The sequence below is a fragment of the Variovorax sp. W2I14 genome, assembly GCF_050435205.1.
GTDB classification, from domain to species: domain Bacteria; phylum Pseudomonadota; class Gammaproteobacteria; order Burkholderiales; family Burkholderiaceae_C; genus Variovorax; species Variovorax paradoxus_C.
Map to the genome: position 1 here is coordinate 54,049 of NZ_JBNDJX010000001.1, position 21,540 is coordinate 75,588.

At 67.9% G+C, this 21,540-nt stretch carries 17 protein-coding genes; 4 read left to right on the plus strand and 13 right to left on the minus strand.

All coding sequences use genetic code 11. The annotated features are described in order from the left end of the window. Positions 1 to 141 precede the first annotated feature (141 nt). Positions 142 to 2,100, plus strand: a complete 1,959-nt coding sequence (locus QF040_RS00200; protein ID WP_429609202.1) for a serine hydrolase domain-containing protein — start codon at positions 142 to 144, stop codon at positions 2,098 to 2,100. A 192-nt stretch (positions 2,101 to 2,292) separates the two neighbouring features. Here QF040_RS00200 and QF040_RS00205 read toward each other — a convergent pair whose 3' ends face one another. From QF040_RS00205 to deoC, 12 genes are all read right to left on the minus strand, one after another. After that, on the minus strand, positions 2,293 to 4,446 hold the full coding sequence (locus QF040_RS00205) for an amylo-alpha-1,6-glucosidase (protein ID WP_429609203.1): 2,154 nt from the start codon (positions 4,444 to 4,446) through the stop codon (positions 2,293 to 2,295). A gap of 8 nt (positions 4,447 to 4,454) precedes the next feature. Next, on the minus strand, positions 4,455 to 5,540 hold the full coding sequence (locus tag QF040_RS00210; RefSeq protein WP_429614585.1) for a glycosyltransferase family 4 protein: 1,086 nt from the start codon (positions 5,538 to 5,540) through the stop codon (positions 4,455 to 4,457). 332 nt (positions 5,541 to 5,872) lie between these two features. Continuing rightward, positions 5,873 to 6,313, minus strand: a complete 441-nt coding sequence (locus QF040_RS00215) for a hypothetical protein (protein ID WP_429609204.1) — start codon at positions 6,311 to 6,313, stop codon at positions 5,873 to 5,875. 148 nt (positions 6,314 to 6,461) lie between these two features. Next, positions 6,462 to 7,370, minus strand: coding sequence for a beta-1,6-N-acetylglucosaminyltransferase (locus QF040_RS00220; RefSeq protein WP_429609205.1), 909 nt, complete (start codon positions 7,368 to 7,370; stop codon positions 6,462 to 6,464). A 413-nt stretch (positions 7,371 to 7,783) separates the two neighbouring features. Continuing rightward, positions 7,784 to 8,836 carry an ABC transporter permease gene (locus tag QF040_RS00225; protein WP_429609206.1) on the minus strand — a complete coding sequence of 351 codons (1,053 nt, stop codon included), beginning with the start codon at positions 8,834 to 8,836 and terminating at the stop codon, positions 7,784 to 7,786. After that, positions 8,833 to 10,410 carry a sugar ABC transporter ATP-binding protein gene (locus QF040_RS00230; RefSeq protein ID WP_429609207.1) on the minus strand — a complete coding sequence of 526 codons (1,578 nt, stop codon included), beginning with the start codon at positions 10,408 to 10,410 and terminating at the stop codon, positions 8,833 to 8,835. Before QF040_RS00230 ends, QF040_RS00225 begins: the two co-directional genes overlap by 4 nt. 36 nt (positions 10,411 to 10,446) lie before the next feature. Then, positions 10,447 to 11,451: a substrate-binding domain-containing protein gene (locus QF040_RS00235; protein WP_176658675.1), complete on the minus strand. Its 1,005-nt coding sequence runs from the start codon at positions 11,449 to 11,451 to the stop codon at positions 10,447 to 10,449. Between the two features lie 12 nt (positions 11,452 to 11,463). After that, on the minus strand, positions 11,464 to 12,516 hold the full coding sequence (locus tag QF040_RS00240; protein ID WP_429609209.1) for an ABC transporter permease: 1,053 nt from the start codon (positions 12,514 to 12,516) through the stop codon (positions 11,464 to 11,466). A 10-nt stretch (positions 12,517 to 12,526) separates the two neighbouring features. Next, entirely contained in the window at positions 12,527 to 13,486 is a 960-nt protein-coding gene (locus tag QF040_RS00245; RefSeq protein WP_429609210.1) for a ribokinase, read from the minus strand. A gap of 4 nt (positions 13,487 to 13,490) precedes the next feature. Next, positions 13,491 to 13,943 (minus strand): RbsD/FucU family protein, encoded by a 453-nt coding sequence (locus tag QF040_RS00250; protein WP_429609211.1) that lies wholly within the window; start codon positions 13,941 to 13,943, stop codon positions 13,491 to 13,493. Positions 13,944 to 14,065: 122 nt separating this feature from the next. Continuing rightward, on the minus strand, positions 14,066 to 16,495 hold the full coding sequence (locus QF040_RS00255; RefSeq protein ID WP_429609212.1) for an aldehyde dehydrogenase family protein: 2,430 nt from the start codon (positions 16,493 to 16,495) through the stop codon (positions 14,066 to 14,068). Positions 16,496 to 16,499: 4 nt separating this feature from the next. Beyond that, the gene (gene deoC / locus QF040_RS00260; protein ID WP_429609213.1) at positions 16,500 to 17,579 is read right to left on the minus strand and encodes a deoxyribose-phosphate aldolase; all 1,080 of its coding nucleotides are present in this window, start codon (positions 17,577 to 17,579) and stop codon (positions 16,500 to 16,502) included. A 256-nt stretch (positions 17,580 to 17,835) separates the two neighbouring features. Here deoC and QF040_RS00265 point away from each other — a divergent pair, with 256 nt between their 5' ends. The 3 genes from QF040_RS00265 to QF040_RS00275 all read left to right on the plus strand — a co-directional run bounded on the left by QF040_RS00265 (position 17,836) and on the right by QF040_RS00275 (position 20,353). Continuing rightward, positions 17,836 to 18,618 carry a DeoR/GlpR family DNA-binding transcription regulator gene (locus tag QF040_RS00265; RefSeq protein WP_429609214.1) on the plus strand — a complete coding sequence of 261 codons (783 nt, stop codon included), beginning with the start codon at positions 17,836 to 17,838 and terminating at the stop codon, positions 18,616 to 18,618. A 285-nt stretch (positions 18,619 to 18,903) separates the two neighbouring features. Next, a complete protein-coding gene (locus QF040_RS00270) occupies positions 18,904 to 19,638 on the plus strand; it encodes an AP2 domain-containing protein (protein ID WP_429609215.1) in 735 nt (244 codons plus the stop codon). A 46-nt stretch (positions 19,639 to 19,684) separates the two neighbouring features. After that, positions 19,685 to 20,353, plus strand: coding sequence for an alpha/beta hydrolase family protein (locus QF040_RS00275; RefSeq protein ID WP_429614586.1), 669 nt, complete (start codon positions 19,685 to 19,687; stop codon positions 20,351 to 20,353). 4 nt (positions 20,354 to 20,357) lie between these two features. On the opposite strand, the gene QF040_RS00280 is transcribed toward QF040_RS00275, so the two are convergent. Beyond that, complete coding sequence (locus QF040_RS00280; RefSeq protein ID WP_429609216.1) at positions 20,358 to 21,524, minus strand: mandelate racemase/muconate lactonizing enzyme family protein; 1,167 nt, start codon at positions 21,522 to 21,524, stop codon at positions 20,358 to 20,360. Between the last annotated feature and the right edge of the window lie 16 nt (positions 21,525 to 21,540).

Sequence of the window (21,540 nt, forward strand, 5' to 3'; positions counted from 1 at the left end):
CCGGCTCGCTCGCTGGTGCTTAAGTTTCATGTGTAATGCGCGCCCGCTGCCTCGTTCATTGCAGGGCGCTTAAGCTCGATCCATTCAAAAAGAACAGTTGTTGCAGCCGTCCCCGGATGGTCTGGATCACGCACAAGAACCATGACTGCAACGCACGACTTCGCTGGTCTTCAGGGCGCCTCGCGACAGCGGATTTCGCGCCGCCATTGCCTCCGCCTGGCCACCGCAGGACTGGTGGGCCCGCTGCTGCAGGCCTGCGGGGGAAGCGACTCGGGAGGGGGTGGCGTGGCCCCAATATCTTCCGAGGCGTCAGGTTCCGAAACGGTGCGCTGGTGCCGCGAGGCCATAAAGGCGGCCCTGAGCCGAAGCGACAGCAGAACGACGGCCATCTCCGTGGCCCTGCTGGCCGACGACGGCGTGGTCTGGCGCGAGGCATTCGGCCATGCCGATCGCCGCGAGCGCGAGCTTCTGGCCACGCCCGAGATGCGCGTCAACATCGGCTCAGTCTCCAAGATGTTCGCTACGCTGGCCGTGATGATCCTTCGCGAGCGGGGGAAGCTGGCGCTGGAGCAGCCGGTCGTCGAACTGCTGCCTTCTTTCAGCATGCTCTCACCGGCCTTTACTCGCATCACGGTGCGCCACCTGCTGTCGCACGCATCGGGGTTGCCGGGCACCAACTATCGAAACGCTTTCGCTTTCATACCCATCCCCGACTACGCTCAGGACACGATGTACGCGCTGTCGCAGTCGCACCTGAAGCACGAGCCCGGCGAACTGGCGGTGTACTGCAACGATGGATTCACCCTGCTTGAACCGCTGGTGCGCGAACTCACCGGCAAGGACTTCACCGACTTCGTTCAGCAGGAGATCTTCGATCCGCTGGGGATGGGCCTGACCGGATATCCGGTTGCGCACTTGCCTAACTTGCCCGAAGGCACCTTTGTGCATCCCTGCTACGAGGGCAAGCGCCAGTCGCAGGAGATGATGCCCGGCTATGCCACGGGAGGCGCATTCTCCACGCCCGGTGACATGATGAAGTTCGCACGGCTGTTCCTCGATCACGGCACATTTCAGGGGCGGCGCATCGTCTCGGCCGAAGCAATCCGGCAGATGGGCACGGACCAGGGCCCTCATGTCCGCATCGCCAATCCCGCCGCTTCGTCCACGACCTGGGGGCTCGGATGGGACGACGTGCGGCAGCAGGGCGCGGCGGCAGCGGGCTTGCAGGCTTGGCAGAAGGGCGGGGACACCTATTTCTTTTCGTCCCGGTTTTTTATTCTGCCGGAGCCGCGCCTGGCCATGATGATCAGCGGCAACGGTTTCGACTACGGCGCGCTCGCGCTGGCAGAGGGTGCGCTGATGCGCGCGGCACAGGAACGGGGGGCGATCAGGTCGCTGCCTCCCGCCATCGCCTCGACCGTGCCGTCGCTCGCTTCTTCATCGGCGGACACTTCGAAGCTCGCAGGCATCTATGCCAGTGAATCCGGGCTGCTGCGAATCGTGGCCGAGGGCGATGGCTCGCTGGCGCTGAGTCTCTGGTCCGCTGCTGGTCGCTGGGAAAGCGTGCAGGGGATCGAAAAACTGCGTGAACGAAGCGACGGCGCCTGGTGGTCCGACAAAAATTCAGCCGCCTGCATTCACTTCCAGACGGTGGGCGGGCATTCTTACCTGGTCTCGCGCGTGCTCTCGGGCAACGGGCTGTACTGGAACGGCACGGTGCTGGGTGAGCGGCTGCCGCCGCTGGATGCGCCATTGCCGGACGCCTGGCGCGCACGCCTGGGCAGCCGCTGGGTCTGCACCAACGAGTCCCCGGAGTCGATGGCCAAACTGCTCGGGCCGACGATCGGCCATATCGACGAACTGAAGGAACTGTCGGGCTATATCTTGTGGAACAACAGGCAATTGCTGCGAGTGGTCGACGACCTCACGGCGGGGATGACGATCAAGGTTCCTGGCTTCGCTGGTCGCGACCTCGTCGAACTGCGCATGGTCACCGTGTCGGACCCGACGAATTCCCGGGGATCGTCAGAGGAACTGCATGAAGGCAGCTTTGTATTCCAGCGTCAACCTCATAGGCCGGAAGGAATGCCTCCATCGTGACGGACTCGCACAGTTCACGCCCGACCATCACCCGTGCGTACTGATCGTCTCAGGCTACGAACACCTGATCGAGCGCCTGAAGCTACCGGACCCCCCAGGGTCAGGGATCGGCGGAATCCAACAATCGGTGCGCCAGGCTGGCCGTTGCGTCGCCCTCAAACGAGGAGTTAAACCACCTCCGGGACCTCGCAGCTACACCTGCAGCCTCACGTGGACCGCCGGCGCGCCCGGCCGGCTGCGCGCCACCACGACGACCTGCTCTTCCTCGATGCGCTGGAAGTGCAGGTCCACGCGGCCGTCGCCCACCTGCAGGTCCAGCAGGCGCAGATGGTCGATGTCCGTCGGCAGGCGGGGGTGCACGATCTGCACCTCGCGGCGGATGCCGTCCACCCGCAAGCCGAGGCAGGCCTGCAGCAGCATGAACACCGAGCCCGCCGCCCAGGCCTGTGGCAGGCAGGCCACGGGGTACGCCACGGGGCCTTGGCCCGGCTGTCGTTCGAATCCGCAGAAGAGCTCGGGCAGCCGCATGCCGAAGTGCGCCGCCGCCTCGAACAGGTTGTCCAGGATGCGCACCACGCCGTCGCGCTCGCCGTAGTGCGCCATGCCCGCGGCGCACAGGGCCACGTCGTGCGGCCACACGGAGCCGTTGTGATAGGACATCGGATTGAAGCGCGCCGCCTCCAGCGGCAGCGTGCGGATGCCCCAGCCCGATTCGAAGGCCGGCGACAGCAGCTGCTGCGTGACCGCGTTCGCGCGCTCGGGCTTCGGCACGCCGGCGAACAGCAGGTGCCCCGCGTTCGACGAGCGCACCGCGCAGGGCCGGTTCTCGCCATCGACCGCGAGCGCATAGAACTGCTGCTCCGGCAGCCAGAACTGGCGCTCGACCGCCTCGGCCACCTCCGCCGACCGCTGGCGCCAGTGCGCCGCGCGGTCGTCGCCGCGCAGTTCCGCGAGGCTCGCCATCGCCAGGAAGGCCGCACAGGCATAGCCCTGCACCTCGACCAGCGCGATCGGGCCTTCGGGCGAGCGGCCGTCGGCGTGGAAGATGGAGTCGTGGCTGTCTTTCCAGCCCTGGTTCGCCAGCCCGCTGCGCTCGCCGCGCTGGTAGGCCAGCAGCCCGCCGGGATGCCGCGCCATGTTGCGCTCCATCCATTCGCAGGCCGCGACGAGCGCGGGCCAGATGCCCTCGATGGCGGCGCCGTCGCCGGTGCGCTGCATGTAGGCGCCGGCCAGCGCCACGAAGAGCGGCGTGGTGTCGACGCCGCCGTAGTACTGGCCGAAGGGCAGTTCGTCGACCGCCGCCATTTCGCCCTTGCGCGTCTCGTGCATGATTTTTCCGGGCTCGGCGTCGCGAAAGCTCGAGGTCTGGTGCGCCTGCCGCGCGGCAAGGAACTTGAGCACGCCCAGCGCCAGCATCGGATCGATCCACAGGGTCTGGAAAGCCGTGACGATGGCGTCGCGTCCGAACGGCGTCGAGAACCACGGAATGCCCGCATAGGGGTACGGCCCCGTGGCCATGTCGGTGGTGAGCAGCGCGAGGTCGGCGCGAGAGCGCTCGAGCCAGCTCTGGAACAGCCGCCCCGATGCCAAAAGGCGCGAGCCGCGGCGCTGGCGCGCGCGCATGCGCCAGCGCGCCAGCACGCCCGCCTCGCGAAAGCGCTCGGCTCCGGCCGTCGCGGGTTCGGTGCCGACCTCGATGTAGAGCGTCCACGCGCCGTGCGCGGGAAGCGTGACCTCGAACGCCGCGCCGTCCGCATCCAGGCGCTGCGGCGGTTCGGAGAAATCGATGCATGCGCTGCGCAGCACCGCGTCCAGGCCGCGGTAGCGCAGCACGATGCCCCGGGCGCCGAGCTCGGGCGTGCCGAACTCGCCGCGTTGCGGGCGCACCTGGCCGCGCACCTCGAACATGTCGCGGAAATCCGCGGCGAAGCGCAGGCCCAGCGGCGCGCGCGCGGGCTGGTCGCTGTAGTTGACGAGCCGCACGCGCTCGAACATCCGCGCGCCCCACAGGAAGCGCTTGCGCTCCAGGTGGATCACGCCCTGCGGGGTCGACGTCGAGCCGAGCACCGGCAACGGCCGGTTGGTGAGGTTGGCGGTGAAGTAGACGTTGTCGCGGCTCACGCCGCTGGACAGCAGCGAGGGCCGGGCTCCGTTCAGCCGCAGCACGAAGGCCGAGAGCATGCGGGTGTCGTGATGGAAGAGGCCGTCCACGCCGCCGCCGACATCGCCATGGCCGTCCATCACGATGTAGGTGTCGGACTCCTTCAGGACGAAGGCATGCTGGACCGCGCGCTCCGGCGCCGCCTCGGCCTGGTCGGTTGCGGGTGTCTCGTTGTTCATGCTCATGTCCGTGCTCACGCGGTCTCGCTGCAAAGCGCTTCCGTCGGCGCGGCGGCGTTGCCGTCGTCCAGGCCGAGGAGCCGGCGGTACTGCGCCACGTAGGCGCTGGCCATCGCGCGGGCCGAGAAGCGGCGCTCGAAGGCGTCCCGCACGCGGCGCCGGTCGAGCCGGTCGACGGCATGCACCGCGTCGACGGCCTGCGCGATGTCGTCCACGATGAGGCCGCTCGTTCCCTCGTCGATGACCTCGGGCACCGAGCCGCAGCGCCAGCCGATCACCGGCGTGCCGCAGGCCATCGCCTCGATCATCACCAGCCCGAAGGGCTCGGGCCAGTCGATCGGGAACAGCAGCGCCCTGGCGCCGCCGAGAAACGCCGACTTCTCGGCATCGCCGATCTCGCCCACGAACTCGATGGACGGGTCGTCCCGCAGCAGCGGCTGGATCACCTGCTCGAAGTAGTTGGTGTCGGCCGCATCCACCTTGGCCGCGATCTTCAGCGGCAGCCCCGCCTTGCGGGCGATCTCGATGGCGCGGTCGGGCCGCTTTTCCGGCGAGATGCGCCCGAGGAATGCCAGGTAGCCGCCGCTGCCGCGGGGCTCGAAGCGGTAGGCCGATTCGTCCAGCCCGTGGGGAACCGTGGCCAGCCAGTTCGCGAACGGAATCGGCTTGCGCTGGTGGCGCGAAATCGAGATCAGCGGATAGCGGTTCCACCGCCGGTAGACCACCGGCAGGTCCGCGATGTCCAGGCGCCCGTGCAGCGTGGTGAGCGTCCGATGCGCCATGTCCTCGAAGAAGGGAAAGTGCAGCAGGTCGACATGAAAGTGCAGCACGTCGAATTCGTGGGCGCGTTGCCTGAGTGCGTCCAGCATGTGCAGGTGGCTGGCGAGGTCCGACTTCAGCGGTGCCGGGTCCAGGCGCAGCGCCTGCGCGCGCATCGGCGCGAGCTCGGCGTGGGTGCAGGTGTCGGCGGAAGCGAAGAGGGTGACCTCGTGGCCGAGATCCACCAGTGCGTTGGCAAGGTGTGCGACGACACGCTCGGTGCCGCCGTAGAGCCGCGGGGGCACGGCTTCGTAGAGAGGCGCGATCTGCGCGATCTTCATCGTCAAGACAATCTCCTCGAAAGGGAATGAATAAACAAGGATGAGGGCGGAGATGGAAGGCGGGGCTTCCGGGCGCACATGTAGCGGCGGGCGCGAATTTTTCAACAGGGCCCGCCGCGGAAACCGCGGCGCTGCCAAACGCTCAGATCCTTTCGGGCTGTTGTTGTTCTCCTTTCGTTGTGCGGAGCTGCGAATGAATTTTTCTTGATGCCATCGCCTGCCATGAGGCAGCAATGCACCGCCGCAGGACCACCGAGTCCTGGTGCGGGTCGCGGCGCTCCGGAATCTCCGGTGCGCCGTGCGCCTTGCAACGCTGGCGCTTCAGCTCGGGGCTATGAGCAGGACAGCTTCAGCGCCTCGATGCGGCCGCCGAAGCCGAGCTTGCGCACGAGGCCGCCTTCGCGGCTGTTGGGCTCGAAGCGCACGGTGCGGTCCTTGAACATGGCGTGCTCGTACACCTCGAGCGTCGCGCGCGGGCCGACGCTCACGCCGTCGATGTCGCGCTTGAGCTGGCGCGCGGTGCCCTTGTCCATGCTCTGGACCTGGGCCGGGCCGACGAGCGTGGCCACGTCGCCCTGGAAGTCGCGCTTCGAATAGAACTGCGCCCAGCAGCCCGAGGCCAGCCGCGGGTCCTCGACGCGCAGCGGGACGAGCAGGATGGTGGGATCGGGTTGGTTCTCCACGCCCGAACTCGCGGTGGAAGTGGGCGCGTTGCTGGCGCAGGCACCGAGCGCAACGGCGCCGGCGATCAGAAGGTAACGATGAAGATTCATGGGTCGGGGCCGCATTGGTGGCCGGTGGTGGTTTCGAAGCGGCCTAAGCTAGCGCGCCGACGGTTGCGCTGCGTAGGAGCAGGGCGCAAGCGGCGGTCGTTCGCACTCCCGATGTCGCGGCAAGACCGGTCGACGGCGTGGCGCGAACCTACGGCGCCGCACGCTCCCTTGCGAGCCGTCGATCCAGATCCTGGATGAGGTCGAGCCGGTCGCACAGCCCGCCGGACATCGCTGTGCCGACCTTGCGAACGAACCAGCGACCGGAGCTCACGACTTCGTCATAGTCCGAAGCCTGGAACCAGCGGGACAGCGAGGGGTCGATCAGATGTAGGTTCGAGGCGTCCCAGACGCCCTCGCCGCTGACCGCTTCGGCGCCGCGCCGAAGCGGCGAATTGACCATCAACGTGTGGAAATAAATTTCGTCCGGCGCCTTCGAATACCGGAGGAACCGCTTGACGCGTTCCTCATGCGGATAGTTTGCGAGATAGCTGACTGCATCAGGGGTCAACGCCCACCACTGCGAGCCGAAATGCCATTCTGGAAACAAGTCGAACGAACGGCGTCCCAGCTTTCCGGCGAATTGCAGCAAGCCGCGCATCAGCCGTGCCGGCGACAGCTTCCGGCCGTCAACCGGGAGATCTTCATAGAACCAGAAGTGGCGTGTCCGCTGGCCGAGCTTGCGCGTGCTGGCCAAAGGGATGGCCTTGATGAAGTTCGCGGACGAGTTCGACTGCGAGAACGAGCGAAATTCCTCGAGTGCTCGCACCGGATAACAGCTGCCCGACAAGAGCACGAAGTGGCTGACGTGCGCCGCCTCGAAGCGACGCAGCGCAGCGCGCATCAGGCGCAGCGTGCCATCGACCTGCGAGATGGCTCCCCAGCGCACATCGACCCGGTCCTCCACATAGACGACGTTCGGATCCTCGATCCTGAAGGCGCGCTCGTCCGCCTTCGCGTCCACATGCACCACGCAGCGGCCCACCGACAGGAGCAGTCGGAGCAATCGCTTGACCTGCGCCGGGTCGGTGTGGACCAGCAAAAGGAAGACGGGGCTCATTTTTCGCCAATCGATGCGTTCGTCATATCGGGCGGGGGATCGGAACTTGCAAGTTGCGTTCCAGGGGGCTCGCTACTTCCTCGCGTGCGCGGACGCCATGGGAGCGCTTGCGGGGTGCGCGCCCTTGCGCACTCTGGCGTACTCGGCGCGCACCGCCGCGGCGGCGTGTCGCAGCCGCCTCGATTCCGCGATCTCGCGCGCTGCGATGGCCGTGATCGCAGTCAGTTTTTCTTCGGTCGGGTCGGATCGTTCGTGGCGCATGCCGTGATTGAAAAACGAACCGGTGTCCGGATTCGCCCGACGGGGTAAGGAGCCGGTAAAGCCGCGTGACTTCCTGCATCGCGCGGCCTGACGGACGCGGCGACCTGCCGTCCAGCAGCCAGGTCCGGCGCGGCCACTCGGGGCCAGGAACCTCAGCCCTGCTTGCGCATCGCGAAGCAAGCGCCCGCCACCAGGATGAACGCCCCGATGATCACCTTCTGCCAGGTGCTCGGCACGCCTGCCAGGATCAGCACGTTGTTGATCAGCGTGACCAGCACCACGCCCAGCAGCGTGCCGCCCACGGTGCCGCTGCCGCCGGTGATGCGTGCGCCGCCGAGGATCACGGCGGCGATCACGTCCAGCTCGTTGCCGACGAGGTCGAAGGGGTTCGCCAGCCGCGTGCTCGACACGTGCACGATGCCCGCCAGCCCCGACAGGAAGCCCGCGTACGCGAACACGAAGATGTGCACCGTGCGCAGGTTGTAGCCCAGCCGCTCGGCAATCGCGAGGCTGCCGCCGATGGCGTACACCGCGCGGCCGATGAGCGTGCGGTTCAACAGCCACCACGTCAGCACCGCCGCGCCGGCCAGCACCAGCACCGTCGCGGGCAGCACCACGTGCAGGCCCTGCGCGGTGTCGAAGCGCCAGAGCGCCAGCTTGCCGAACGCGTCCATCGGCGCGGGCACGTTCATGAAGAACACGGTCCCGACGAAGGTCAGCAGGATGCCTCGGTACAGGTACTGCGTGCCGATGGTCACGATCAGCGAGGGCGCCTTGAGCCAGTGCACCAGCAGGCCGTTGAACACGCCCAGCACCGCGCCGCTCACCGCGCCAGCGGCCAGCAACAGCGCGATGGGCGCTTCGGGAAAGTAGTTCAGCACCAGCTTGGTGATGCTGTACATCGTGAGCGCGGCAATGGCCGCGAACGACACGTCGATGCCGCCGGCCGCCAGCACGATCAGCACGCCCAGCGCAAAGAGCCCGAGCACGGTGCAGGCCCGCACGATGTCGAACAGCACCGGCAGCTGGAAGAAGCCCGGGTTGATGGCGCCGACCACCAGGCACACCAGCACGATCAGCGCGAGCGTGAAGACCGAGGGGCGCTGCGCGAGCCAGCCGCGCCAGGAGGCCGCGGCCTTGGGAGCCGCTTGCGCAGCCGAAGCCGGCGTGGGCGTGGAGTGCGCTTGCATGGTGGAAGCCGTCATGAGAATGCGGGAGAAGGGGAGTCGGAAACCAGTGCGTGGTAGAGCTCGCTCTCGGCGAGGCCCTCTGCGTCGAAGTCGTTGGCGATGCGGCCCTTGCGCATCAGCAGGATGCGGTCGCAGTTCTGCAGCAGCTCCTGCAGGTCGTCGCTGACGAGGATCACGCCCAGGCCCTGTTCGGCCAGCCGCTGCACGATGCGGTAGATGGTGTCCTTGGAGCCCACGTCCACGCCCACGGTGGGGCCATGCAGGATCAGCACGCGCGGGTCGATGGCCAGCCAGCGGCCGATGAGCACTCGCTGCTGATTGCCGCCCGAGAGAGACTGCACCGGCCGGTCGACATCGGGCGTGGCGATCTGCAACTCGCCGACGGTGCGTTCGGCCAGCGCCTGGCACTGCTTGCCGTCGAGCGCGCCGAAGCGCCCGCGCAGGCGACCGAGCACGGCCGTGACGATGTTGTCGCGGATCGGCTTGTCCAGAAAGAGACCCTCGCTCAGCCGGTCTTCCGGCACGTAGCCGATGCCTTGGCGGATGCCGTCGCTCGGTGTCTTCAGCGTGACCTGGCGGCCGTCGAGCGAAATGCGCCCGCGGTCGGCGGCCTGCACGCCGGCCAGGGCCAGCGCCAGTTCGTTGCGGCCCGAGTCGAGCAGCCCGGTGATGCCCAGGATCTCGCCCTTGTGCAGCGTGAAGTTCACATCGCTGAACTGTGCGCCGCGGCCGAGCGCCTCGACCTTCAGCAGCGTGTCGCCGCCGTGCGTGCGGTGGCGGTAGCGCGCGCCGTCGAGTTGCTTGCCGGTCATCCAGTGCGCGAGCTCGGCCTTCGTGAAATCGCGGATCGGCCCCTGTGCCACCTTCGTGCCGTCACGGAACACGATGGCATGGCCGCCCATGGCCATGCACTCGTCGAGCTTGTGGCTCACGAACAGCACGGCCACGCCTTGCGCGCGCAGATGCTCGACCACGTGCACGAGGTTGTCGACTTCCTTCTGCGTGAGCGAGGTGGTGGGCTCGTCCATGATGACCATGCGCGCGCGCGTGGCCACGGCGCGTGCAATGGCCACGAGCTGCCGCGTGGCGATGGGCAGCTCGTCGACGCGGCGCGCGAGAAAGGCCGCGTCGGTCGGCAGCTTCACCGTTTCGAGGGCGCGCACGGCCGTGGCGGCCACCGCCTTGCGGTCGAAGCGCCGCGCGAGCTTGCCGCCGGTAGAGACCAGCTGCTCGCTGAGCGCGACGTTCTCGGCCACGCTCATGTTCGGCAGCAGCGAGAGGTCTTGATAGACCGTCTCGATGCCCAGCGTGAGCGCCTCCAGCGGCGACAGCGATTCGTGCGGATGGCCATCGATCACGATGCGCCCCTGGCTCGGCGGCTGCGCGCCCGAGATGATCTTGATGAGCGTGCTCTTGCCGCAGCCGTTCTCGCCGAGCAGGTGGTAGATCTCGCCGGCCTCGATCGTGAGGTCGATGCCGCGCAGTGCGTGCACGCCCGCGAAGCGCTTGTGCACGTCCTGCACTTCGAGGAAGACACGGCGCCCGGTGCCGGACACCGGGCTTTGCGTGGAAGTTGCGGAAGGGGTCATGTGCTCAAGGCTTTCGCGACGATCGGACGATCAGGATCAGAAGGCGTACTTCTTGTAGTTCTGCTTGTCGACCTCGACCCAGGCCTGACCCGTGACGATGATGCCGACGCCCGGACCCTTCTTCACCGAGACCTTGTTGTAGCCCTGCACGCCCATGTCGGTGCCGTCGGTGATGGTCTTGCCGTCCAGCAGCATCTTGGCGGCCTTGTTCATGACGATGCCGGCGTCCTTCGGGTCCCAGAAGGCGATCCCGCCGACCGCGCCCGACTCGAGGAACTTGGCGGCCTCGCTCGGCAGGCCCGTGCCGTACACGCAAACCTTGCCCTGCAGGCCGGCTTCTTCCACCGCGCGGCCGATGCCCAGCACGTCGAGCGACGAGGAGCCCTGGAAGCCCTTCAGGTCGGGGTGCTTGCGCAGCATTTCCTTGGCCTTGCCGTAGGCCTTTTCCGCGTCGTTGAGCGATTCGTTCTTGGCGTCGACCAGCTGCATCTTGGGGTACTTCTTCGCGTTGGTGGCGCCGCCGTCGGCCCACTGCACCTGCGACTGGCTGCCCAGCGAGCCGACCAGCGAGGTCCACTTGCCCTGCTGGCCCATGCAGGCGGCCAGGCGTTCGTTGATGCGTGCGCCGTAGGCCGTGTTGTCGAAAGCCTCGATGTCGACCATGGTGTTCTTCTGGTTGTCGGCCTCGTGCGTCACGACCTTGATGCCGCGTTCCATGGCGCGCTTGAGCACGGGCTCGAGCGTGGGCGGATCCATCGAGACCACGGCGATGGCGTCGACCTTCTTGGCCACCAGGTCTTCGATCAGGCGCTGCTGCTGCGCGGCGTCCGACTGGGCCGGGCCGATCTGGCGCGTGGCCACGCCGGGGGTGCTGGCGCCGAATTCCTTCACGCCCACTTCCATGCGGTTGAACCAGCTGATGCCGGTGATCTTCACCACGGTGACGATGTCCTGCGGCTTGCCCTGCGCGTGCAGCGCGGAGGCGAAGGCCACGGTGCCCAGTGCCAGCACGGTGCAGGCGATCTTTGTTTTCTTCAGCATGTCTTTTGTCTCCTAGCCCTCGGTGGTTCTTTGCGTCGCGCCAGGAGGGGACTGGTGCGGCGGTGCGCTGGAGCGCGTAACTGAAATGAAGCTGCGCAGGTCGGCCAGGCTGAGCCGTGCCGATGCGAGGAAGAACAGCAGCAAGAGGCCCCAGGCGCAATCGCGGAAGAAGTTGGAAATGCCCAGCAGGTTGAAGGTGCTGGACAAAAGCTGCAGCGCCACGGCCGAGAAGAACAGGCAGGTCATGCGCCCGTAGCCGCCCTGCGGACGCACGCCCGCCATCACGGTGATGAGGATGGCGATGAGCAGGTAGGAGTTGCCGTAGTCGGACTTCACGCTGGCCGTGCGGGCCGCGATGATCACGCCCGCCACCGCCGCGAGCACGCCGCACAGCGCATAGGTCGCCACCAGCATGCGGTTCTGCGAAATGCCCGCGTAGCGCGCCGCCTTGGCGTTCGTGCCCAGCAGGAAGAGGCGGATGCCGAACGGGCTTTGCTTGAGCAGCCAGCCCACGCCCAGCAGCATCGCCACGAAGATAACGAACGGAATCGGCACGCCCAGCACCATCTCGTTGCCGATGGCCGAGAGCGGCTCGGCATCGCCTACGCGCAGGCTCGAGCCGCCGGTGAGCACCACGGCGAAGCCGGTGTAGAGCAACTGCGTGCCCAGCGTGCAAAGGATCGGCGTGAGGCCGGCGCGCGCGATCAGCAGCCCGTTGAGCAGCCCGCCCACCAGGCCCACCGCCAGCGCGATCACCGCGAACCATGCCGTGTAGATCCAGGGCGAGGCATCGGGCGCCGCGAGCATCGGTGCCACCGTGGCGGCAACCACGCCGGCCAGGTTGGCCAGCGCCACGCCCGACAGGTCGATGCCGCCGTTGCCCGAGATCATCGACAGCGCCACGCCCATGGCCAGCAGGCCGAGCTCGGGCAGCTGGCCGCCCATCGACTGGAAGTTGTAGACGTCGAGGAAGTCGCCCTTGGACAGCACCGTCGCGACCACGAGGATCACCACGTTGATGGCGACCAGGAAATTGAGTTCGCGGTCTGAAAACCTGGAGGTCATGCGGGCTCCTTCAGTGGGCGCGGTGCATCAGCGCATCGACTTCGGCGCGCGTGGGCATCGAGGGCGCGGTGCCGGCGCGCGTGACCGAAATGGCGGCCACCGCCGAGCCGAAGCGCGCGGCTTCCAGCGGCGAGGCGCCTTCGGCCAATGCCGCCGCGAAGCCGCCATTGAATGCGTCGCCCGCGCCGGTCGTTTCCTTCACGGCACCGGCGTTGAACACGGGGATGTGCACCGAGCCGCTCGCGCTGTGCAGCAGCGCACCCTTGTCGCCGAGCGTGATGAGCGCACAGCCCACGCCCTTGGCCAGGAAGAAGTCGCCCGCACGGCGCGCGTCGTCGATGGTTTCGACCGTCATGCCGCTCAGCGCCGCGGCCTCGTGCTCGTTGGGCGTGATGTAGTCGCACAGGGCGTACAGCGCGTCGTCGAAGGGCAGGGCGGGCGCGGGGTTGAACACCGTCACCGTGCCGGCGGCGCGCGCCAGTTCCAGGCCGCGCTGCGCGGCGCCGGCGGGCTGTTCGAGTTGGGTGACGAACACGCGCGCACCGCGGATGGCGTCGGCCGCCGCATCCACGTCGGCCGCGTCGATCAGGGCTGCCGCGCCGGGCACCACGATGATCGCGTTGGCGCCCGTGACTTCGTGCACGTAGATGAAGGCCGCGCCGGTCGGCTGGTCCGCCACCTGCGGGGTGCGCGGGGTGATGCCTTCCTCGGCCCAGAGCGCGAGCGCGTTGGCGGCGAAGGCGTCCTGCCCGAGCTTGGAGATGAACGTGACCCCCGCGCCTGCGCGCGCTGCCGCCACGGCCTGGTTCGAGCCCTTGCCGCCCGGGCCCATGGCGAAGCCCGAGCCCGCGATGGTCTGGCCGACGCCGGGAAGCTGGGCCGCGCGGAAGGCGAGGTCGGCCACGAAGATGCCGAGCACGGCGACGCCGCGCTGTTGCTGCTGCTGTGAAGAGACGGGGAGGGCGGTCATGCAATCAGGCCTCGGGTGCGAGGACGCCCTTCTTGAAGATGAAGCAGCCGTAGAAGCGGCGCTCGCCCGTGGCGATCACGCAGTAGGCGCGGCGCGCGGCCTCGTAGAAGGCGAAGCGCTCGATGGAGCCCAGCGGTCGGGCGCGTCCCTCGGCCGCATCGATCTCGCGCTGCATCTCCTGCTGCACTGGCGGGATCTCGTTCGGCTCGCCCATGATCTCCATGCGCCGCGCGGGATCGTCCACCGCGTTGTCCAGCGGCAGCACCGAAAGAATGGCGCGTGCCGCCTCGGTGGTGCTCACGCCATCGATGCGCAGCAGCCGGCCCAGCGTGGTCTGGCGTGCGACCGAATCGGCCGGGAAGTTGGCGTCGCACAGCACCAGTTCGTCGCCATGGCCCATGGCGCGCAGGGCGTAAAGCACGTCCGCATTGAGCAGCGGATGGATGGACTTCAGCATGTTTGTCTCCGTGAAGGATTTGTCGTTCTTTCGACGTATCTTAGAGAAAGAAAACGTTTGCGCAAACGTTTGCTATTCGGGGATTTCCCTTGGTTTTCTTGATTCCGTTGGGCGCCGGGCGCTCATTCGCCATAGGGAATCCAGATGTTCTTGACCTGGGTGGCCTGCCGCAGAAACAGCGCGCCTTCGGCCGAGGCGGCGTCGTGCCAGTCGGTGGCCAGGCCGTGGTCGACCAGCGTGCGCTTGAGGTTGCCCACCGACAAGCGCTCGGCGTTGCGCGAGAGCGCCTTCGCACCGAAGACCCAGAGCGCATCGACGTCGTCGTGCTCGGCGAGCGTCTGCACGAGGCCGGCCGCGGGGCCGGTCACCAGGTTGATCACGCCGGCCGGCAGGTCGGAGGTTTCGAGCACCTGATAGAAGTCGGTGGCCACCAGCGGATGCTTCTCGCTGGGCACGATCACCGTGCGGTTGCCCATGGCCATGAGCGGCGCGAACAGGCTCACGAAGGACAGCAGCGGTGCCTCGTCGGGGCACACCACGCCGACCACGCCGATGGCCTCGACGGTGGCCAGCGCCACGCCGCGCAGCGGGGGCACGTGCACCGTGCCTTCGTACTTGTCGGCCCAGGCGCCGTAGGCGAAGAGGCGGCTCACCGAGGCATCGACCTCGGCCTCTGCCGCGGGCGCGCCCACCCCGGTCAGGCTGGCGATGCGCCCGGCGAATTCGTCGGCGCGGGCCGCGAGGTTTTCCGCGAGGTAGTAGAGCGCCTGCGCGCGGCGGTGCGGCGTGGCGCTCGACCAGTTCGCGGCCGAACGCGCGGCGGCGACGGCGTTGCGGATGTCCTTGCGGTTGCCCGTGCCGACCTCGCCGACGCGCTGCCCGTTCGCCGCGAACACCGGGTGCGAGAGCTCGCCGTCCGGCCGCACCTGCTTGCCGCCGACGAACAACTTGGCGGTGCGATCGATGGGCGGCAATACAGACGAAGGCTTGGCCGGCGTCTTCGAGGCTTCGTTCGCTGCGTTCTCCGCAACGGCGGCCGCACGCGGCTTGCGCTCGGCCCATGCGCGCGGCTTCAGGTACTCGTAGCAGCCCTCGCGCCCACCTTCGCGGCCGTAGCCCGATTCGCGGTAGCCGCCGAAGCCCACGCCCGCATCGAACAGGTTGGTCGCGTTGACCCACACCACGCCGGCCTGCAGTTGCGGCGCGATGCCCAGCGCGAGCCCGATGGTCTCGCTCCACACGCTCGCGGCCAGGCCGTAGCGCGTGTTGTTGGCCAGCGCCACGGCCTCGTCGGGCGTGCGGAAGGTCATGGTCACCAGCACCGGGCCGAAGATCTCCTCGGTCGCCACGGTCGATGCGGGGTGCACGTTGGTCAGGAGCGTCGGTGGGAAGAAGCTGCCGCCCGGCGGCAGCGCGCCCGGCGCCTGGTAGCAGCTCGCGCCTTCGCGCACACCGGTGGCCACCAGCGCGCGCACGCGCTCGAGCTGCGTGGGATCGATCAGGCTGCCCATGTCGATCGCCTTGTCCAGCGGCGAACCCACGCGCAGGCTCTGCATGCGGCGCTTCAGGCGCTCGATGAAGTCGGCCGCAATGCCTTCCTGCAGCAGCAGCCGCGAGCCGGCGCAGCACACCTGGCCCTGGTTGAACCAGATGGCATCGACCACGCCCTCGACGGCGGCATCGATGTCCGCATCGTCGAACACGATGAAGGGCGACTTGCCGCCCAGCTCCAGCGTGAGCGACTTGCCCGAGCCGGCGGTGGCTTCGCGGATCAGGCGGCCCACGTCGGTTGAGCCGGTGAAGGCGATCTTGTCGACGCCTTCATGCGCGACCAGCGCCGCGCCGGTGGCGCCGTCGCCGGTCACCACGTTCAGCACGCCCGGCGGCAGGCCGGCTTGGGCAGCCAGTTCGGCAAACAGCAGCGCGCTCAACGGCGTGAGCTCGGCGGGCTTGAGCACCACCGTGTTGCCCAGGGCGAGCGCGGGCGCGATCTTCCACGCGAGCATCAGCAGCGGGAAGTTCCACGGAATGATCTGGCCGACGACGCCCAGCGGCACCTGGTCGGCGAACTCGCGCTCTTGCAGCTGTGCCCAGCCGGCATGGTGATAGAAGTGGCGCGCCACCAGCGGCACGTCCAGATCGCGCGTCTCGCGGATGGGCTTGCCGTTGTCCAGTGCCTCGACCACCGCGAGCAGCCGTGCATGGCGCTGCACCATGCGCGCCAGGGCGTAGAGATGGCGTGCGCGGCCGTGGCCGCCGAGCGCGAGCCAGCCGGGCTGCGCGCCGCGCGCCGCGGCAACGGCCGCATCCACGTCCTCCGCGGAGCCCTGTGCGATGCCGGCCAGGCGCTGGCCGGTGGCGGGCTCGGCCGTGTCGAACCGCGCGCCGGCCGACACATCGGTGAAACGCCCGTCGATGAAGTGGCCGAAGCCTTCGGCATGGCGTGCGAGCCATTGGCGCGCGTCGGTGTCGCTCTCTGGCGCGGGGCCGTAGTCCATGGTGTCGAAATAGCGTGCGACGCTGCTGTTGCTGTTGTTCTGGCTGCTGCTCATCGGGTCATCCGATCGGGTGGCGGTTGAAGGCCGAGTAGCGGCCGGTGACGTGGTGCTCCAACTGGCGCTCGATGTCGGCCAGCAGCGTGGAGGCGCCGATGCGGAACAGGTCGGGCTCGAGCCAGGCGCGGCCCAGCTCTTCCTTCATGAGCACCTGGTAGTCGAGCGCGGTCTTGGCGGTGGAGACGCCACCGGCCGGCTTGTAGCCCACGCGAAAGCCGGTGCGCGCTTCGTACTGGCGGATCATGCGCAGCATCACCAGCGTGACCAGCGGCGTGGCGTTCACGCCTTCCTTGCCGGTGGAGGTCTTGATGAAATCCGCGCCGGCCACCATGCAGACCATCGAGGCCTTGGCCACGTTGCGCAGCGTCTTCAGTTCGCCCGTGGCAAGAATGGCTTTCACATGCGCATCGCCTGCCGCGCTGCGGAAGTCGCGCATCTCGTCGTAGAGCTTCTGCCACTGCCCGGTGAGCACGTGTTCGCGCGTGATGACGATGTCGATCTCCGCCGCGCCGTCGCGCACAGAGGCTTCGATTTCCTTGAGCTTGAGCTCGTGCGGAATCAGTCCCGCCGGAAAGCCCGTGGACACCGCGGCCACCGGGATGCCGGTGCCCGCGAGCGCCTCGACCGCGGTCGACACGAAGCGGTGGTACACGCACACCGCGCCCGTGTGCAGCGTGCGGTCGGCAAAGCCCAGCGCGGCCAGCAGGTCGGCGCGCACGGGCGTCACCGCCTTCGCGCAAAGCCGGCGCACGCGCTCGGCCGTGTCGTCGCCGTTGAGCGTGGTGAGGTCGATGCAGGTGATGGCCTTGAGCAGCCAGCCGGCCTGCGCGTCCTTCTTGACGGAGCGACGCCCGGGCAGCGTGGCCACGCGGCGCTCCGCAGCGGAGAGATTGATGCGGATGCCTTCGAACCAGCCGCTGTCGAAAGGCTGCGCGGTGTTGCGCGCGGCGGCGTGCGGCTGCGCTGGTGCTTCAGTGGATGCGGCGGTGCTTGCTGGTGCGAGCGCAGCGACGGCGCTGGCGGGCGGCGCCGGCCGCGAGCGCACGGCGCCGCTGCTGCGAACGAGGGAGGTGGATGTCATGGCGTGAGTGGCGCCGTGGCGCGCAGGGGCCGCAGGTGCGGCGGGCAGGCAAAGGGCATGTCTTGTGTCTCCGGTGCTGCGTCGCGCGGCGGCGCAGCGGGGGTGTCGTTCGTCGTGCGTGCCGTCGTGCAGGGCCGGCGGCGTGTTGATGTGAATGTTAGAGCAACAACATTTAATCAGGCAAGATGTTTTTGAAATAACATTTAAAAACCTGCGATGACCGATACTCCAGGGCTTGGACCAGAGGAACCCGAACATGCGAAAGACCGCAGGAGCCGAGGCCCGGGCCGTGCGCCTGGCGAAGATGCAGGAACTCGTCGAGGCCGGCGGACCGTTGCCCATCAAGCAGGCGGCCCAGCGGCTCGACGTGACCGAGATGACCATCCGCCGCGACCTGTCGTCGGCCGATTCGCCCCTCTCCGTGCTGGGCGGCTACGTGCTGGCGACCACGCTGCCGGGCGCCGAGCGCTACTCGCTCGACGAGGCCAGCGACCAGCACGCCGCCAACAAGCGCCTGGCCTGCGAGCGCGCGGCCGAATGGGTGCAGCCGCACGACAGCCTGTTCATCGATTGCGGGACCACGATGGTCCACTTCGCGGAAGCGCTGCCACCCGACATGCCGTTGAGCGTCGTGTGTTACTCCACGAACATTGCAGCGGTGCTCAGCCGGCGGCCGAATACGCAATTGATGCTGATGGGCGGCCTCTATCACCCGTCATCGGCCACTTTCTTTTCCGACGAAGGGCTGCAGTACCTCGACAAGCTGGGCGTGAACAAGGCCTTCATCTCGGCCGGCGGGCTGGATGTGGCGCGCGGCGCGAGCTGCTCCAACTTTCACGAGGTGCCGGTGAAGCAGGCGGCCATCCGCAGCGCGTCGGAGAGTTTTCTCATCGTCGACGAGAGCAAGCTGGGCACGCTGAGGCCCGCGTTCTTCAGCCCGCTGCAGGCCTTCGCGCGGATCGTGGTGGGCGGCGCGCCGGCTGCGGCCGTCAAGAAGCAGTTCAAGGAACTGCCGGTGGAGTTCGCGCGAGGCGATTGAGTTCGCAGGAAGGCGCTTGTGGCATCGTCCGCTCCACCAGGAACGGCAATCCGCTGCAGGCACTGGACCCCAAAACAACGATCGGGCTTCATGAGTGAAAGACCGCAATCCGTCGGATCCGCGTAAAGACGCTTGCCCGCCGGAACTGCGGGGCGATGTCTGGAACCAGAAATGCACGTCGCTGCGTTCGTCGTCCCGTGCCAGGTCATGGTTTAAGTTTTGCGTAAGCGTTGCCACTCCGCCCTTTATTACGATCCCAACTCACGATTCAGCACTGTCCAAAGCATGCCAAAGGGTGTTCCGAATTCCGCAGACATGTACGGCATCTACAGCCGGCCTTGGGGTTTCGAGGTGTCGATCGTCAGGGCCGGCGTGCGGTATCGCGAGGGGTTCGGCCGGGCCAGCTACGGCGGCACCTCGCAGGCGCTGCTGCACGCGCAGCGGTGGCGCGATGCCCTGGTGAAAAGCCTGCCGCCGCCCACGCGCCGCTCCCGGGCCGAGAAGCTCCGGCCCAACAACAAGACCGGGGTGCCCGGCGTGTTCCGCCTGCTGTCGGCGCACGGAAAGATGCTGGGCTGGCTTGCCAAGACCTACATCGCCCACGACCAGATCCTGCGGGCGCTGTTTCTCGCGGGCGACCAAGGTGATGCCGCACGGTCGATGGCGATCCGGGAGCGCAAGCGGCAGCTCGCGCAGATGTCCGGACTGGCGAAGGTGCATCCGGCCGAAGAGGCGATCCGCAATGCGCCTGTGCAACCGGTCGATGGGCTTTCGCCGAAACGCTCGCCCTCCGAGATCGTGCGAAAGAACAACCGCAGCGGCATCTCCGGCGTCACCTTCAAGGCGCCCCGGCCCCGGCATCCGGGCTACTGGATGGCCATCACCTACATCGCGGGACGGGGCACGGTGAGCAAGGCGTTCTCGGTAGCCGAGCATGGCCACGACAAGGCCAGGGCGCTGGCCGTGGAGGAGCGCCAGCGCCAGCTGGGACAGAAGCGCCGCGAGCGTCTCGCTGCTTGATGCGAATGCGTCCGTGGCCGAGGATCGGGGCTTTGCCGTGAAAACAATGCAGATCGCAATCTCCGTCGCACCCGGTCTCGATGTCTCGGCCCTGGCGGTGGCGCCGGCGGATGCCCAGGCCTGCCTTGTCCTGGCGCACGGTGCGGGCGCGGGCATGGCGCATCCGTTCATGAACGCCGTCGCCGCGGGGCTTGCAGAGCGGCGTATCGCGACGCTGCGCTATCAGTTCCCGTACATGGAAAGAGGCCTGAGGCGCGTGGACTCGCCGGCGCTTGCCCACGCCACCGTGCGAGCGGCCGTCCGATGTGCTTCGCAGCATTTCGATGGCGTTCGCCTGTTCGCCGGCGGCAAGTCGTTCGGCGGCCGCATGACCTCGCAAGCCCAGGCGCTCGATGCGATGCCGGGCGTCGAGGGGCTGGTCTTTCTCGGCTTTCCGCTTCACCCCTCGGGCGCGCCGTCCGTCGATCGCGCCGCCCATCTGTACGAGGTCGAGGTGCCGATGCTGTTCGTGCACGGCACGCGCGACAAACTCGCGGAGCCCGAGCAGATGCGGCCCGTGCTTCGCGGCCTGGGAACACTGGCGACGTCGATGGAGATCGAGGACGCCGACCACTCGTTCAGCGTGCCCAAGCGCAGCGGACGCTCGAACGAGGACGCGCTCGACGAAGCGCTCGATGGCCTGGCCCTGTGGACACAGGCCTGGCGCATCGGCTGAGCAACTAGCTCGCCAGCGCCCGCATCTCGGCGATCAGGTCGGCCTTTCCCTCGAAGCCGATGCCCGGCAGCGGCGGCAGCGTGACGTAGCCGTCCTGCACCTTCACGCCGTCGGGGAACCCGCCGTAGGGCTGAAACAGGTCGGGGTAGCTCTCGTTGCCGCCGAGGCCGAGGCCCGCGGCGATGGCCAGCGACATCTGGTGGCCGCCGTGCGGAATGCAGCGCGAGGGCGACCAGCCGTATTCCTTCAGCATGTCGAGCGTGCGCAGGTACTCGACGAGGCCGTAGCTCAGCGCGCAGTCGAACTGCAACCAGTCGCGGTCGGGCCGCATGCCGCCGTGGCGGATGAGGTTGCGCGCGTCCTGCATCGAGAACAGGTTCTCGCCCGTGGCCATCGGGCCGGCGTACACCTCGCCGAGCTTGGCCTGCAGTTCGTAGTCGAGCGGATCGCCGGCTTCCTCGTACCAGAAGAGCGGGTACTGCGAGAGCGCGCGGCCGTAGTCGATGGCGGTGGGCAGGTCGAAGCGGCCGTTGGCGTCCACCGCCAACTGTTGGCCGGGGCCGAGGATCTTGAGCACCGACTCGATGCGTTCGCAGTCTTCCGCGAGCGTGGCACCGCCGATCTTCATCTTCACGACCGAGTAGCCGCGCTCGAGATAGCTGGTCATCTCGCGCTGCAGGCCTTCGACGCCCTTGCCGGGGTAGTAGTAGCCGCCCGCGGCATAGACGAACACGCGCGGGTCGGGCGTGCCGCTGCCGTAGCGTTCCGCGAGCAACTGGTAGAGCGGCTTGCCGGCGATCTTGGCGACGGCGTCCCACACGGCCATGTCGATCGTGCCCACGGCCACCGAGCGCTCGCCGTGGCCGCCGGGCTTCTCGTTGATCATCATGCGAGCCCAGATCTTGTAGGGATCGAGGTTCTCGCCGGTCTCGTCGAGCAGGGATGCGGGTTCGGCCTCCAGCAGCCGCGGCAGGAAGCGCTCGCGGATCAGGCCGCCCTGGCCGTAGCGGCCGTTCGAATTGAAGCCGTAGCCCACCACGGGCTTGCCGTCGCGGACCACGTCGGTGACCACGGCCACCAGGCTCAGGGTCATCTTCGAGAAGTCGATGTAGGCGTTGCGGATGTCCGACTTGATCGGACGCGTGGACTCGAGGATGTTGACGATTTTCATGGTCGATTGGCTGAGG